Origin of the sequence: Pseudomonas sp. IT-P2 (assembly GCF_949767575.1) — a bacterium.
Classification (GTDB): domain Bacteria; phylum Pseudomonadota; class Gammaproteobacteria; order Pseudomonadales; family Pseudomonadaceae; genus Aquipseudomonas; species Aquipseudomonas pharyngis.
The window spans coordinates 86,697-99,876 of the sequence record NZ_CATKQA010000044.1; the positions used below are offsets into that span (position 1 = coordinate 86,697).

At 60.9% G+C, this 13,180-nt stretch carries 13 protein-coding genes; 10 read left to right on the forward strand and 3 right to left on the reverse strand.

Annotated elements, in window-relative coordinates; genetic code table 11:
• The first annotated feature begins 19 nt into the window (after positions 1-19).
• The 4 genes from ACM6JM_RS19750 (at position 20) to ACM6JM_RS19765 (ending at position 3,152) form a co-directional block, all read left to right on the forward strand.
• Positions 20-565, forward strand: coding sequence for a twin-arginine translocation pathway signal protein (locus ACM6JM_RS19750; RefSeq protein ID WP_103385334.1), 546 nt, complete (start codon positions 20-22; stop codon positions 563-565).
• Positions 566-607: 42 nt separating this feature from the next.
• Positions 608-2,203 (forward strand): GMC family oxidoreductase, encoded by a 1,596-nt coding sequence (locus ACM6JM_RS19755; protein WP_103385333.1) that lies wholly within the window; start codon positions 608-610, stop codon positions 2,201-2,203.
• A 115-nt stretch (positions 2,204-2,318) separates the two neighbouring features.
• Positions 2,319-2,798, forward strand: a complete 480-nt coding sequence (gene coaD, locus ACM6JM_RS19760; RefSeq protein ID WP_007953414.1) for a pantetheine-phosphate adenylyltransferase — start codon at positions 2,319-2,321, stop codon at positions 2,796-2,798.
• Between the two features lie 102 nt (positions 2,799-2,900).
• Positions 2,901-3,152 (forward strand): YfhL family 4Fe-4S dicluster ferredoxin, encoded by a 252-nt coding sequence (locus ACM6JM_RS19765; protein WP_003195146.1) that lies wholly within the window; start codon positions 2,901-2,903, stop codon positions 3,150-3,152.
• 38 nt (positions 3,153-3,190) lie between these two features.
• Here the strand turns inward: ACM6JM_RS19765 and ACM6JM_RS19770 are convergent, their stop codons facing one another.
• The 3 genes from ACM6JM_RS19770 to ACM6JM_RS19780 all read right to left on the reverse strand — a co-directional run bounded on the left by ACM6JM_RS19770 (position 3,191) and on the right by ACM6JM_RS19780 (position 5,238).
• The gene (locus tag ACM6JM_RS19770; RefSeq protein WP_074690137.1) at positions 3,191-3,514 is read right to left on the reverse strand and encodes a multidrug transporter; all 324 of its coding nucleotides are present in this window, start codon (positions 3,512-3,514) and stop codon (positions 3,191-3,193) included.
• A gap of 69 nt (positions 3,515-3,583) precedes the next feature.
• Positions 3,584-4,396 (reverse strand): bifunctional DNA-formamidopyrimidine glycosylase/DNA-(apurinic or apyrimidinic site) lyase, encoded by an 813-nt coding sequence (gene mutM / locus ACM6JM_RS19775; RefSeq protein WP_007953423.1) that lies wholly within the window; start codon positions 4,394-4,396, stop codon positions 3,584-3,586.
• Between the two features lie 29 nt (positions 4,397-4,425).
• On the reverse strand, positions 4,426-5,238 hold the full coding sequence (locus ACM6JM_RS19780; RefSeq protein WP_163976907.1) for an HDOD domain-containing protein: 813 nt from the start codon (positions 5,236-5,238) through the stop codon (positions 4,426-4,428).
• A gap of 227 nt (positions 5,239-5,465) precedes the next feature.
• Here ACM6JM_RS19780 and ACM6JM_RS19785 point away from each other — a divergent pair, with 227 nt between their 5' ends.
• The 6 genes from ACM6JM_RS19785 (at position 5,466) to ilvD (ending at position 13,100) form a co-directional block, all read left to right on the forward strand.
• Positions 5,466-6,005, forward strand: a complete 540-nt coding sequence (locus tag ACM6JM_RS19785) for a type 1 glutamine amidotransferase domain-containing protein (protein ID WP_103385332.1) — start codon at positions 5,466-5,468, stop codon at positions 6,003-6,005.
• Positions 6,006-6,128: 123 nt separating this feature from the next.
• On the forward strand, positions 6,129-7,325 hold the full coding sequence (locus tag ACM6JM_RS19790; RefSeq protein WP_074690133.1) for a class I SAM-dependent rRNA methyltransferase: 1,197 nt from the start codon (positions 6,129-6,131) through the stop codon (positions 7,323-7,325).
• Positions 7,326-7,766: 441 nt separating this feature from the next.
• On the forward strand, positions 7,767-8,840 hold the full coding sequence (locus ACM6JM_RS19795) for a SagB family peptide dehydrogenase (RefSeq protein ID WP_103385331.1): 1,074 nt from the start codon (positions 7,767-7,769) through the stop codon (positions 8,838-8,840).
• Positions 8,837-9,793 (forward strand): diiron oxygenase, encoded by a 957-nt coding sequence (locus ACM6JM_RS19800; RefSeq protein ID WP_414882380.1) that lies wholly within the window; start codon positions 8,837-8,839, stop codon positions 9,791-9,793. The genes ACM6JM_RS19795 and ACM6JM_RS19800 overlap by 4 nt, the downstream gene beginning before the upstream one ends.
• Positions 9,786-11,003 carry a multidrug effflux MFS transporter gene (locus tag ACM6JM_RS19805; protein WP_414882381.1) on the forward strand — a complete coding sequence of 406 codons (1,218 nt, stop codon included), beginning with the start codon at positions 9,786-9,788 and terminating at the stop codon, positions 11,001-11,003. The genes ACM6JM_RS19800 and ACM6JM_RS19805 overlap by 8 nt, the downstream gene beginning before the upstream one ends.
• A 255-nt stretch (positions 11,004-11,258) precedes the next feature.
• Positions 11,259-13,100, forward strand: coding sequence for a dihydroxy-acid dehydratase (gene ilvD / locus ACM6JM_RS19810; RefSeq protein ID WP_011336405.1), 1,842 nt, complete (start codon positions 11,259-11,261; stop codon positions 13,098-13,100).
• Positions 13,101-13,180: the final 80 nt, after the last annotated feature.

The following is a 13,180-nucleotide window of genomic DNA, read 5'->3' on the forward strand; positions in this document are numbered from 1 at the left end:
CCGCCGGGTAATAACAATAATGCACCCAAGCCTGACCGAAACACCTGCCCTGTCGCGCCGTGGCCTGCTGAAATTCAGCCTCGGCGCCACGGCTTTCCTCGCCACCGCTGGCCTTGGTGCCAGCCTCAGCGGCTGTTCGTCGAACGTTTCAGCCAACGGGTTCGCCACGCTGCGCAGCGCTGATCTGCTGTTTCTGCGTGCGTTGATTCCAGTGATGCTGGATGGCGCCGTTGCTGTGGAAAAGATGCCCGCTGCTGTCGACGGAACGCTTAAGTCGCTGGACTACAGCCTCGATCACCTGTCGCCGGAAATGCTCAAGCTCACGCGACAACTGTTCGACGTGCTGGGCATGGCGGTGACGCGCGGGCCATTGACCGGAATCTGGGGCAGTTGGGAAAACGCCAGCCCCGAGGCGATCCGCCACTTCCTCGAGCGCTGGGAAAACAGCTCCCTGAGCCTGCTGCGCATGGGCCACAGCTCATTACTGCAAATGGTGATGATGGCCTGGTACACCCGCGCCGAATCCTGGGCCCATTGCGGTTACCCCGGCCCGCCCGCCGTTTGAGCCTGGCGACCCACGCATAACAATAATAAGAGAACCTGATCGATGCCCGTACCCGACCCGTTTCGCGAAGGCCTTGCCCGTGGCTGGAAAACCTACAACGGCGCGCAACTCACCGATGACCTGACTCTGGAAGCCGATGTCGCCATCATCGGCAGCGGCGCCGGCGGCGGGACCACGGCGGAAATCCTCAGCGCCGCCGGCTATAAAGTTCTGCTGATCGAAGAAGGCCCGCTCAAGACCAGCAGCGATTTCAAACTGCTGGAGGACCAGGCCTACAGCAGCCTCTATCAGGAAGGCATCGGCCGCATGAGCAAGGACGGCGCGATCACCATTCTTCAGGGCCGCGCGGTCGGCGGCACCACGCTGATCAACTGGACATCGAGTTTTCGCACCCCCGAACCGACCCTCGAACACTGGGCCAGGGAACACGACGTCAAAGGCCACAGCCCCGCCGACATGGCGCCGTGGTTCGAAAAAATGGAGCAACGTCTCGGCGTCGCCCCGTGGATGGTGCCGCCCAACGCCAACAACGACGTGATCCGCAAAGGCTGCGAACAACTCGGCTACAGCTGGCACGTGATCCCGCGCAACGTGCGTGGCTGCTGGAACCTCGGCTACTGCGGTATGGGCTGCCCGACCAACGCCAAGCAATCGATGATGGTCACGACCATTCCGGCGACTTTGGAAAAGGGTGGCGAACTGCTCTATCTGGCCCGGGCCGAAAAGCTTTTGATCAGTGGCGACAAGGTCACCGGCCTGCAATGCGTGGCGATGGACGAACGCTGCGTCGAGCCGACTGGACGCAACATTACCGTCAAGGCGCGGCATTACGTCCTGGCCGGCGGCGGGATCAACAGCCCGGCGCTGCTGATGCGCTCGGATGCACCGGATCCGCACCAACGGCTGGGCAAGCGCACCTTCCTGCATCTGGTGAACATGTCCGCCGGGCGTTTCGACGAAGTCATCAACCCGTTCTACGGCGCGCCGCAGTCGATCTATTCAGATCATTTCCAGTGGAAGGACGGCACCACTGGCCCGATGGCCTACAAACTCGAAGTGCCACCGCTGCACCCGGCGCTGGCCGCCACGTTGCTCGGTGGTTTCGGTCAGGAAAGCGCGCAACACATGGCGGACCTGCCGCACACCCACGCGATGCTGGCCCTGCTGCGTGACGGTTTTCACCCGGACAGCCCGGGCGGCAGCGTCGAGCTGCGCGGTGACGGCTCGCCGGTGCTCGACTATCAGGTGTCGCCTTACACCTGGGAAGGCTTGCGCCGATCCTTCCACAGCATGGCCGAGATCCAGTTCGCCGGCGGCGCCAAAGCGGTGATGCCGATGCACGCCGATGCGCGCTACGTGAACAGCCTGGCCGAGGCCCGCTCGTTGATCGACAGCCTGAGTCTGGAGTTGTATCGCACCCGTCTGGGCAGCGCCCACGTCATGGGCGGTTGCGCGATGGGCGAGGACCCGAAAACCGCGGTCACCGACAGCCTCGGCCGCCATCATCAACTGAGCAATCTGTCGATCCATGACGGCTCGCTGTTCCCCACCAGCATCGGCGCCAACCCGCAGTTGTCGGTGTACGGTCTGACGGCGCAACTGGCGACATCCCTCGGCGAACGGCTGAGAAACCCGTGAAAAAGACGAAAATTCCGATCGTCTATAGTGCTTTCTTACCCAACAGCCGACTTTCCCGACCGGGACGGCTGCGATACCATCCGACTCCCCAACGGATTCCCGCCAGGACGACGCGATGAACCGAGTGTTGTACCCAGGTACCTTCGACCCTATTACCAAGGGCCATGGCGATCTGGTCGAACGCGCCTCGCGCCTGTTCGACCACGTGATCATTGCCGTCGCCGCCAGCCCCAAGAAGAATCCGCTGTTCCCGCTGGAACAACGGGTCGAGCTGGCCCGCGAGGTCACCAAACACCTGCCGAACGTGGAAGTGGTCGGCTTCTCGACGCTGCTGGCACATTTCGCCAAAGAGCAGAACGCCAACGTGTTCCTGCGTGGCCTGCGCGCGGTATCGGACTTCGAATACGAATTCCAGCTGGCCAACATGAACCGCCAGTTGGCGCCGGATGTGGAGAGCCTGTTTCTCACCCCGTCCGAACGTTATTCGTTCATTTCCTCGACTCTGGTGCGGGAAATCGCCGCCCTGGGCGGCGATATCAGCAAGTTCGTCCACCCGGCGGTGGCCGAAGCCCTGACCCTGCGCTTCAAGAAGTAACGACCGTTCAAACGGCGCCCGCGTGCACTACGGGCGCCAATGCGGCACAATTGCGCGCATTGATTCATAGCGCCCGGGCTCCCCGCCCCGGCTGGAGTTAGCATGTCCCTGATCATCACCGACGATTGCATCAACTGCGACGTCTGCGAACCCGAGTGCCCGAACGCCGCCATCTCCCAAGGCGAAGAGATCTACGTGATCGACCCGAACCTGTGCACCCAGTGCGTCGGCCACTACGACGAGCCGCAGTGCCAGCAGGTCTGCCCGGTGGATTGCATTCCACTGGACGAAGCCCATCCGGAGACTGAAGAACAGTTGATGGAGAAGTACCGCAAGATCACCGGCAAGGCTTGAGCCACTGAATCCGATCGCAGCTCCCGGCTGCGATCGCGTCATTCACGCTGCTCGAACCCCTCCCCTGTGCAGCCCAGGCAACGCACGAACGCCGCTTTCGCCGGCGCCACCACCAGCGCCTCTCCCGCATCGCCAATCCCGCCACCCAGCGCGGTGAACGGCAACGACACGACAAATGCCCCGGCGCCGATCACCGTCGCCACCACCAGCAATGGTCGGGCAATCAGCAGATCGCCGAGCATGGCGTAGGCCGGTGGATTCTGGATGGCGTAACGCGGATCACCGCTGCCGCCTTCGGTGGCCTGAACGGTCAGACTGAAGCACAGCAGCAGTGCGGCGATGAGGGTTTGCAAGGACTTCATGGCACGATCCTTCGGGCTGAACAGTGAGACATCTCACTATAGACCGTAGGACTTTTTCGGACGCCCTGCTCAGCTCTGGCAGCGCGGACACCAGACGCTGGCGCGCTGGCCGAGCTTCATTTCCCGCAGGCCCGTGCCACAGACCTTGCAGTGCTCGCCACCGCGACCGTAGACAAACAGTTCCTGCTGGAAATACCCCGGCTGCCCATCGCCACCAATGAAATCGCGCAACGTGGTGCCGCCGCGCTCGATGGCGGCAGCGAGGATGCGTTTGATCTCGATCGCCAGCTTCAGGTAACGCGCCCGGGAAATGCCCTTGGCTTCGCGGCGCGGATCGATGCCGGCGGCGAACAGCGCTTCGGTCGCGTAGATATTGCCGACCCCCACCACCACGGCGTTGTCCATGATGAACGGCTTGACCGCCATCGACCGCCCGCGTGACAGCTGATACAACCGCTCGCCATCGAACAGATCGGTCAACGGCTCCGGACCCAGACGGATCAGCAATTCGTGATTGAGCGGGTCGGTGCTCCAGAGCATCGCCCCGAAACGCCGCGGATCGGTGTAGCGCAGGGCCAGGCCCGACTCCAGTTCGATATCGACATGCTCATGCTTGGCCGCCGGCATCCCGACCTCAACCAGCCGCAGGTTTCCCGACATGCCCAAGTGGCTGATCAGCGTGCCGACTTCGGCGTTGATCAACAGATACTTGGCGCGCCGCTCGACCAGCACGATGCGCTGCCCGGACAGCCGCACATCAAGGTCTTCGGGAATCGGCCAGCGCAAACGCCGGTCACGCACGATCACCCGGCTGACACGCTGGCCTTCCAGGTGCGGGGCAATACCGCGGCGGGTGGTTTCGACTTCCGGCAATTCAGGCATGAGTGTCTCGAATCAAGGGTCTTTTTAAATCAGTGCGCGCCAAGTTCGCGGATGGTCTGCTTCAACGTTTCAAAGTCGTAATCCGAGAGGCCGATGTACTCCAGCACCAGCGGCCCGACCGCCTGCCATTCGAAGTCTTCGGTCTGGTTACCCAAAACCCGATACGACGCGCAGATGTGCTCGGCCATTTTCAGGATCGCCAGCAGGTTTTTCATCTGACTGTTGCGCGAAGTTTCGTCGCTGAAGATCGCCAGGGCATTGTGGTGGTTGGCGATGGCCGCGCTGACATGCTCCGGCAAGCGCCAGGACTTGGCGGTGTAATAACCGACCACCGAGTGGTTGGTGTTGTAGACATCGTTCTCGGTGTCCACGACCCGGCGCTCGGCACCCGCGTTGGCGTAAGCCGTTTCGAGCGTCGTCATGTAGTCCGGGAAACGCTGAAGCATCAGCGGCACGCCGCAGTCATGGAACAGGCCCAAGGCATAAGCCTCGTCGCTCGCCTCGGTGCCGACGCGTTTGGCCAGGGTCAGGCAGGTCATGGCCACGTCCTGGGCGGTATCCCAGAATCGGTTGAGAGTGACGATGGTGTCGTCGTTCATCTCGCCCTTGATCGACATCGCGTTGATCAAATTGATGATCGAACGGCTGCCCAGCAGGTTAACCGCGCGCTTGATCGAAGTGATCTTGTTGCTCAGGCCGTAATACGGCGAATTGACGATTTTCAGCAGCGAGCCGGACAGTCCGGGATCCTGGGAGATCAGCTTGGCGATCGTCTCCAGATCCGGGTCGGGCATGTACTGCTCCATTTGCAGATCCACCATGATCTGCGGCTGCGCGGGCACACTGATGCCCTGCAGGGACTGTTGAATCTGTTCGGTGGTCAGCTCTTGGGACATAAGTACACACTCTGGGACAGGCGGCGATTCTAACCTCTAAAAACCGACGCACGACACACCAGTGGGCAATTCGCAGGAACTTTCACTTTCCACCAGGCTTCGGAATCTGTAGTGCCCGGAGCAGTTCTCCATCTGTCTCGGGCAGTAATTCCAACAGACTCAGGAGCTTATCGATGGCCACTTCTCTCAGCGGCAAGCGCGTCGCTTTTCTGGTAACCGATGGATTCGAGCAGGTCGAGCTGACCGGCCCGAAACAGGCACTGGAGCAGGCTGGCGCGCAGGTCGACATCCTTTCTGCCGAAGCCGGCAAGGTCAAAGGCTGGAACCATGACAGACCGGCGGACGACTTCAAGGTCGACCAGACGTTCCGGGGCGCAAGCATCGAACAATACGACGCAGTGGTGCTTCCCGGCGGTGTGCAGAACTCTGACACCATCCGCATCGACCAGGACGCCCAGCACCTGGTCAAGACCGGCACCTCCGCCGGCAAACCGATCGCGGTGATCTGCCATGGCAGCTGGCTGTTGATTTCGGCAGGACTGGTCAATGGCAAGACCATGACCAGCTACAAGACGGTCAAGGACGATCTGGTCAACGCGGGGGCAAACTGGGTCGATCAGGAGGTGGTCAAGGACGGCAACCTGATCAGCAGCCGCCAACCGGACGATATTCCGGCGTTCAGCGGCGCACTGATCGACGCGCTGTCGGCATAGGGCTCAGGCCCACAGACGCGGGGCGGGCCTGCTCGTGACGGGGTCTGCCGCGTTTCATCGCACGCCAGACCCGGCATCAGGTGCAACACGGTATACTCCCGCTCTTTTTTCCGGAGCGACGTCATGTCCCTGCCTAGCTTGCGCCTCAAAGCCAACGCCGACCGTCGCCTGCGCGCCGGTCACCTGTGGATCTACAGCAACGAAATCGACGTGGCCGCGACCCCGTTGCACGGCTTCAAGGCCGGCGACCAGGCGATCCTCGAAGCCGCCGGCGGCAAGCCGCTGGGCATCGTTGCCATGAGCCCGAACAACCTGATCTGCGCGCGCCTGCTGTCGCGCGACATCAAGCTGGCGCTGGACAAGTCGCTGCTGGTGCATCGCCTGAACGTGGCCCTGTCGCTGCGCGAGCGCCTGTTCGACAAGCCGTTCTATCGTCTGGTCTACGGCGATTCCGATCTGCTGCCGGGTCTGGTGGTCGACCGTTTCGGCGACATCCTCGTGGTGCAACTCGCCTCCGCGACCATGGAAGCCCATAAAGATGACGTGATCGCGGCGCTGACCCAAGTGCTCAAGCCAAGCGGCATCCTGTTCAAGAACGACTCCGCCGCCCGCGATGCCGAAGGCCTCGAGCGTTACACCGAAACCGTATTCGGCGTGGTGCCGGAGTGGGTGGCTCTGGAAGAGAACGGCGTGAAATTCGAAGCGCCAGTGGTTCAAGGTCAGAAAACCGGCTGGTTCTACGATCACCGCATGAACCGCGCGCGCCTGGCCCCTTACGCCAAAGGCAAACGCGTGCTGGACCTGTACAGCTACATCGGTGGCTGGGGTGTGCAGGCCGCTGCGTTCGGCGCCAGCGAAGTGTTCTGCGTCGACGCTTCGGGCTTCGCCCTCGATGGTGTTGAGCGCAATGCTGCGCTGAACGGTTTCGCCGACAAGATGACCTGCATCGAAGGCGACGTCTTCGAAGCCCTCAAGGAACTCAAGGCCAGCGAAGAGCGCTTCGACGTGATCGTTGCCGACCCGCCTGCGTTCATCAAGCGCAAGAAAGACCTGAAAAACGGTGAAGGCGCCTACCGTCGCCTGAACGAGCAAGCCATGCGCCTGCTCAACAAGGACGGCATCCTGTTCAGCGCTTCGTGCTCGATGCACCTGCCGGAAGACGACCTGCAGAACATCCTGCTGACCAGCGCCCGTCACCTGGACCGCAACATTCAGCTGCTGGAGCGTGGCGGTCAGGGCCCGGATCACCCGGTACACCCGGCCATCCCGGAAACCCGCTACATCAAGAGCATCACCTGCCGCCTGCTGCCGAACAGCTGACAGACGCAAGGCTTTGACGCTATCGGAAGGGGGGCCCACGGGGCCCCCCTTCTTTTTGTCCTGAACTTTCCTACATTTATCGTCCTACCGACGCGCAGGAAATTTCCTTAAATATTTTATTTACGGAATTTAACTTACACACTCACCCCTATACCAAAGATCACTCCGACAGAATTACTGGATTATTCCTACTTAATATTTGCTTGCGATTAATCCATTACAAACTATTATTAAGTCGTCACCACGAAGGTGGCACCAACTAACCACGAAGCAAAATGAACAAGGAGTTCAATCATGAAAGCAATTACTCTGGAATCCCGCACCCTCGCAAACCTGGCTTTTCTGGTCGCACCTAAAGCTCGTTAAGTAAGGTTGGCGCTGGGTATAGCCGGCTACCCAGCGCCTCTGAGAATTTACCTGTCCAGAGCAGCGCGATCCAACATGCATATAAACCCTTATTTATTCATATTGCCCCGAACGCCCGGCCAGATAGTCTGGAATTACAAAGACCATGCTCAACATGAACTTGATCTTGAGTACGCTTCCCGACTGGCGCAACTTGTTCACAACCCTGACTTATACGACAACAACAACATAATAGATACGCAGCTTTTAAATGCAGGAATACTGACTTCTTATAAAATCCCGGCGCCTGCCTGGGGCTGGGATGAACTGTCCAGGATCTACCATATCGGGACCCGGGATATCCCCTGCGAACACACTCCCCGAAATATTCAGGAATGGTCTCGGCAGTACCTGGAACACTGCAACACAGTGCTTACCATTCCACCGCCGGCCGATGCCCCTGTGGATACCGGTCCGAACGCACTTATCGCACTGCCCGAACCGCTGGCACTGAATGACGACAGCCTGTTGAACTCACTGACCCGGCGAAAAACCTGCCGCTCCTTCACCGGTGCCGCCGTTTCGCTGGACGATGTCGGCACCTTGCTTTACCTGTCACTCGGTTACCTGCGAGAACGCGAAGCCGACCGCGACGACAGCATTGCCGATGGACTGAGCGCACGACGCAGCAGCCCTTCCGGAGGCGGCCTCAATGCCTGCGCCGGGTTCGTGCTGGTGCAGAACGTCGACGCTTTGGCGCCTGGCGCGTATGCCTACCACCCTGCCGAACACGCCTTGAGCTTTATCAGTCCCTTGCCCGACAGCGAATTTGGCAATCTGCTGGGGGGCCAGCACTTCATCAACAACCTGCCATTGGGCCTGTTCATCACCGCCCGCTTCGACCGGCTCTGGTGGAAATACCCGCATTCGCGCGCCTATCGAATGGCGTTCGTCGAAGCCGGGCACCTTTCGCAGACGTTTCAACTGGTGGCGACAGCGCTCGGCATGAACACCTGGCTCACAGGCGCGTTTTCCGATGAGCAGGTCGAAGCGTTGCTGAAGCTCGAGAACAGTGCGGAACAACCCTTGTTCTTTGTCGGTTGCGGGGAAAGCGACGGCCAGGCGATGTGTGAGGAAATGCGCGACCTGTTGCGTGAGGCACAGCCATGAACGCCCTCGCCCCGGAGCCGGTCTTTCAGTTCACCCTGAGCGACTGGAACAGCCGCGCCTCGGTTCGCACCAGTCCTCACGATTACCGCTTGCCGGACAACGTGCAGGAACAACTGGAGACCCGGCACTGGTTTCCGCCGGCGTTCCTGCCGTATCTGGCCCATCCAGCCATCGAAGCGGCGGGCCGTTCGATGCTGCATCGACTTACGGCTCGACATCTGGTGCATTTTCTCGACTACACCACGCTGCTCGAACACCGGATCGTCAATCGCGCCGTCGAAACCATCGTCCACGGCGAGCTGCCCGTCGCGGTGCCGGCGCCGATGAAAACCGCCGCGCTCCAGCTCTACACCGACGAGGGCTACCACGCCCTGTTTTCCAGTCAGGTGGCCGAGCAGATCGCCAGCCTCTACGCCATCACCGGGCGCCCGGTGATGCCCAGACGGATCACCCGGATGAACCTGCTGATAGCTCGCACCAGTCAGGAGCAACGGCCACTGGCGTGCTTTCTTCTGGGTTTCGTCTCGGAAACCATCATTGCCCGTGAACTGCTGGATGTCTGCCGCGACAGTCTGGTGTCCGGCGTCAACGACATGTTGCGCGATCACCTCACCGACGAAGCGCGTCACAGCCGCTATTTCACCGAAGTGTTCCACTACCTCTGGCTGCACTTGAATTCGCGACAGCGAACGTTTGCCGCGACGACCTTGCTCGACATTCTGCAAATCTTCTTCGAAGTGGATGAGCACTGGCTGCAGGAAAGCCTCGGTGGCGCGGGCATTGCAAACACCACGGTGAGAGACATTCTCGGCACGATGACAACGACCCAGGCCAGTCGGCAACGAGCGCGAGCTGGCAGCCTCGCCACATTGAGCGCACTGAAAAAAGCCGGTTTTTTCGCCGAACCTCAAAACCAGACACTATTTGCCAGGGCAGGACTGATCGATGGATGACGGACAATCTATGGTGACCCGACGACAGCGGCGCGGGGCTGTCAGTCTTTTGCTGGCAATGGTGTTGCTCGGCGTCTTTCCGCTGGATGTCCTGCTGCCTTCGTTTCCGGCACTGGCGGAGCACTTTCGCCGCACCCCGGCGGACATCGCCCTGTCGATCAGCCTGTTTGCGGTCGGGATTGCCTTCGCCCAGTTGCTGATCGGGCCGCTGTCGGATGTGATCGGACGCAAGGGGCTGCTGCTCGCCGGCATGAGCGTTTCCATACTCGGTGCCCTCGGGTGCGTGATGACCTCGGACTATTCGCTGTTTCTGATTTTTCGGGTGGTGCAGGCGCTGGGGTGCGGTTGCTTCGTGCTGTCACAGGCGCTGGTGCAGGACCTGTTTGAAGGCGAGCAACGTGATCGCCTGCGGATCCTGATGGTGACCGCCGGCGGAATCTTCATCTCGATATCGCCGCTGGCTGGCACCTTTCTTCAGGCGACATTGGGCTGGCGCGGCAGTTTCTGGGTGTTCATCGCATTATCAGCCGCAGTACTGCTCAAGGCCTGGCTGTTTCTGGAGAACACCCGACCGATCGCCAGTGGCACCCGGACGAACTTCCTCACGGCCTATCGACAGGTTCTGGGAGATTTCGACTTCGTCGGCTACTGGCTGATTTCGGCATTTGCGTTCGCCTGCCACTTTTCATTCATCGTGATCTCGCCGCTGATCTTCATGGATCGGCTGCAACTGTCCGCTTACGAATTTTCGTTGATCCTGCTGATCTACGGTGCGGCTTACGTCACCGGGGGTATCCTCGCCAGCGTGCTGAGCAGGCGCATCAACAGCGGCCAGCAGATGGTCGTCGGCTTGAGTCTGATCCTGTTCGCCGGCGTGACCCTGGTGTACCTGTCGTCAAGCTTTGCACTGGCTCCGGCGACCGTGCTGATCCCGATGCTGATCTGTACCGCCGGCACCACCATTGCCCGGCCGGCGGCCACGTCCCGAGCCATGAGTCTGTTTCCGGAAAACGCCGGCACCTCGGCCTCGGCCGGCAGCACGATCATTTTCATCTGCGGAGGCTTGATCAGTGCCTTGATCAGCCTGAGCCCCACCAATCTGCAATCCACGCTGGGCTACAGCTTCGTGATACTCAGCGGGGTGGCACTGGCGTTGAACGCGCGGATCAGTCGGCGCAACGATCTGGTGGGGCAACCGGACAGCGATTAATCCTGCCGGTCGTCATCCCGCACGCTTCGTCAGCACTGGAACAACGCTTTGCGCCATTCCCTCCTGACGCCAGCGGTGTAGAATCGCGAGATTCATCGCCATTCATCCCCGGCGGGTTTATGAGCTCAGGCTGAGACCAGCGGCGATCCCGCAACGTCATCGGCAACATCAGGACACACGGCCATTTCTGAGTGTTCCAGACGTCAATAGAAGCTCACTCCCCTTTGATACCTGATTAGCCGCCCGGAGTGCTCCATGCCAGATTACCGCTCGAAAACATCCACCCACGGCCGCAACATGGCCGGCGCCCGCGCACTGTGGCGCGCCACCGGGATGAAAGATGACGACTTCAAGAAGCCGATCATCGCCATTGCCAACTCCTTCACCCAGTTCGTACCGGGCCATGTGCACCTGAAGGACCTGGGCCAACTGGTTGCCCGCGAGATCGAACGCGCTGGCGGCGTTGCCAAAGAATTCAACACCATCGCCGTGGACGACGGCATCGCCATGGGCCACGACGGCATGCTCTATTCGCTGCCGAGCCGCGAGATCATCGCCGACTCCGTCGAGTACATGGTCAACGCCCACTGCGCCGACGCCATCGTCTGCATCTCGAACTGCGACAAGATCACCCCGGGCATGCTGATGGCCGCTCTGCGCCTGAACATCCCGGTGATCTTCGTCTCCGGCGGCCCGATGGAAGCCGGCAAGACCAAACTGGCCAGCCACGGTCTCGACCTCGTCGACGCCATGGTCATTGCCGCCGACTCCAGCGCTTCTGACGAGAAGGTTGCCGAGTACGAGCGCAGCGCCTGCCCGACCTGCGGTTCGTGCTCCGGCATGTTCACCGCCAACTCGATGAACTGCCTGACCGAAGCCCTGGGCCTCGCACTGCCGGGCAACGGTTCGACCCTGGCCACCCACAGCGACCGCGAACAGCTGTTCCTGCAGGCCGGCCGCACCATCGTCGAGCTGTGCAAACGCTACTACGGCGAGAACGACGAGTCGGTACTGCCGCGCAACATCGCCAACTTCAAGGCGTTCGAGAACGCGATGATGCTCGACATCGCCATGGGCGGTTCGACCAACACCATCCTGCATTTGCTGGCCGCTGCCCAGGAAGCCGAGATCGACTTCGACCTGCGTGACATCGATCGTCTGTCGCGCAAGGTGCCGCAACTGTGCAAAGTTGCGCCGAACATCCAGAAGTACCACATGGAAGACGTTCACCGCGCCGGCGGCATCTTCAGCATCCTCGGTTCGCTGGCCCGTGGCGGCCTGCTGCACACCGACCTGCCGACCGTGCACAGCCGCAGCATGGAAGAAGCCATCGCCAAGTGGGACATCACCCAGACCGACGATGAAGCCGTGCACCATTTCTTCAAGGCAGGCCCGGCGGGCATTCCGACGCAAACCGCGTTCAGCCAGTCAACCCGCTGGGAAACCCTGGACGACGACCGTGAAAACGGCTGCATCCGCAGCTTCGAACACGCCTATTCGAAAGAAGGTGGCCTGGCCGTGCTGTACGGCAATATCGCCCTGGACGGCTGCGTGGTGAAAACCGCCGGCGTCGACGAGTCGATTCACGTCTTTGAAGGCAACGCGAAGATCTTCGAAAGCCAGGACAGCGCGGTACGTGGCATCCTCGCCGACGAAGTGAAGGAAGGCGACATCGTCATCATTCGCTACGAAGGCCCGAAAGGCGGCCCGGGCATGCAGGAAATGCTCTACCCGACCTCGTACCTGAAATCCAAAGGCCTGGGCAAAGCCTGCGCCCTGCTGACCGACGGCCGTTTCTCCGGCGGCACTTCCGGTCTGTCCATCGGCCACGCTTCGCCAGAGGCTGCGGCCGGCGGCGCGATCGGTCTGGTACAGGACGGCGACAAGGTGCTGATCGACATTCCGAACCGCTCGATCAACCTGTTGATCAGCGACGAAGAACTGGCAGCCCGCCGGGTCGAGCAGGACAAGAAAGGCTGGAAACCGGTCGAACAGCGTCCACGCAAAGTGACCACCGCCCTCAAGGCCTACGCCTTGCTGGCGACTAGCGCCGACAAGGGTGCGGTGCGCAACAAGGCGATGCTCGACGGGCTGTAAGCGTCAAATCGCAGAAACAAAAATGCCCCGCCAAGTGCGGGGCATTTTTTTGCCTTCAGTTTGATCGTTTGATCGTTCCC

What these genes read in the sequence shown, in the direction of transcription:
- ACM6JM_RS19755 (WP_103385333.1), top strand. Translation starts at nt 608, where the DNA reads ATGCCCGTACCCGACCCGTTTCGCGAAGGCCTTGCCCGTGGCTGGAAA.
- ACM6JM_RS19750 (WP_103385334.1), top strand. Translation starts at nt 20, where the DNA reads ATGCACCCAAGCCTGACCGAAACACCTGCCCTGTCGCGCCGTGGCCTG.
- ilvD (WP_011336405.1), top strand. Translation starts at nt 11,259, where the DNA reads ATGCCAGATTACCGCTCGAAAACATCCACCCACGGCCGCAACATGGCC.
- ACM6JM_RS19805 (WP_414882381.1), top strand. Translation starts at nt 9,786, where the DNA reads ATGGATGACGGACAATCTATGGTGACCCGACGACAGCGGCGCGGGGCT.
- ACM6JM_RS19765 (WP_003195146.1), top strand. Translation starts at nt 2,901, where the DNA reads ATGTCCCTGATCATCACCGACGATTGCATCAACTGCGACGTCTGCGAA.
- ACM6JM_RS19795 (WP_103385331.1), top strand. Translation starts at nt 7,767, where the DNA reads ATGCATATAAACCCTTATTTATTCATATTGCCCCGAACGCCCGGCCAG.
- ACM6JM_RS19770 (WP_074690137.1), bottom strand. Translation starts at nt 3,514, where the DNA reads ATGAAGTCCTTGCAAACCCTCATCGCCGCACTGCTGCTGTGCTTCAGT.
- ACM6JM_RS19790 (WP_074690133.1), top strand. Translation starts at nt 6,129, where the DNA reads ATGTCCCTGCCTAGCTTGCGCCTCAAAGCCAACGCCGACCGTCGCCTG.
- mutM (WP_007953423.1), bottom strand. Translation starts at nt 4,396, where the DNA reads ATGCCTGAATTGCCGGAAGTCGAAACCACCCGCCGCGGTATTGCCCCG.
- coaD (WP_007953414.1), top strand. Translation starts at nt 2,319, where the DNA reads ATGAACCGAGTGTTGTACCCAGGTACCTTCGACCCTATTACCAAGGGC.
- ACM6JM_RS19800 (WP_414882380.1), top strand. Translation starts at nt 8,837, where the DNA reads ATGAACGCCCTCGCCCCGGAGCCGGTCTTTCAGTTCACCCTGAGCGAC.
- ACM6JM_RS19785 (WP_103385332.1), top strand. Translation starts at nt 5,466, where the DNA reads ATGGCCACTTCTCTCAGCGGCAAGCGCGTCGCTTTTCTGGTAACCGAT.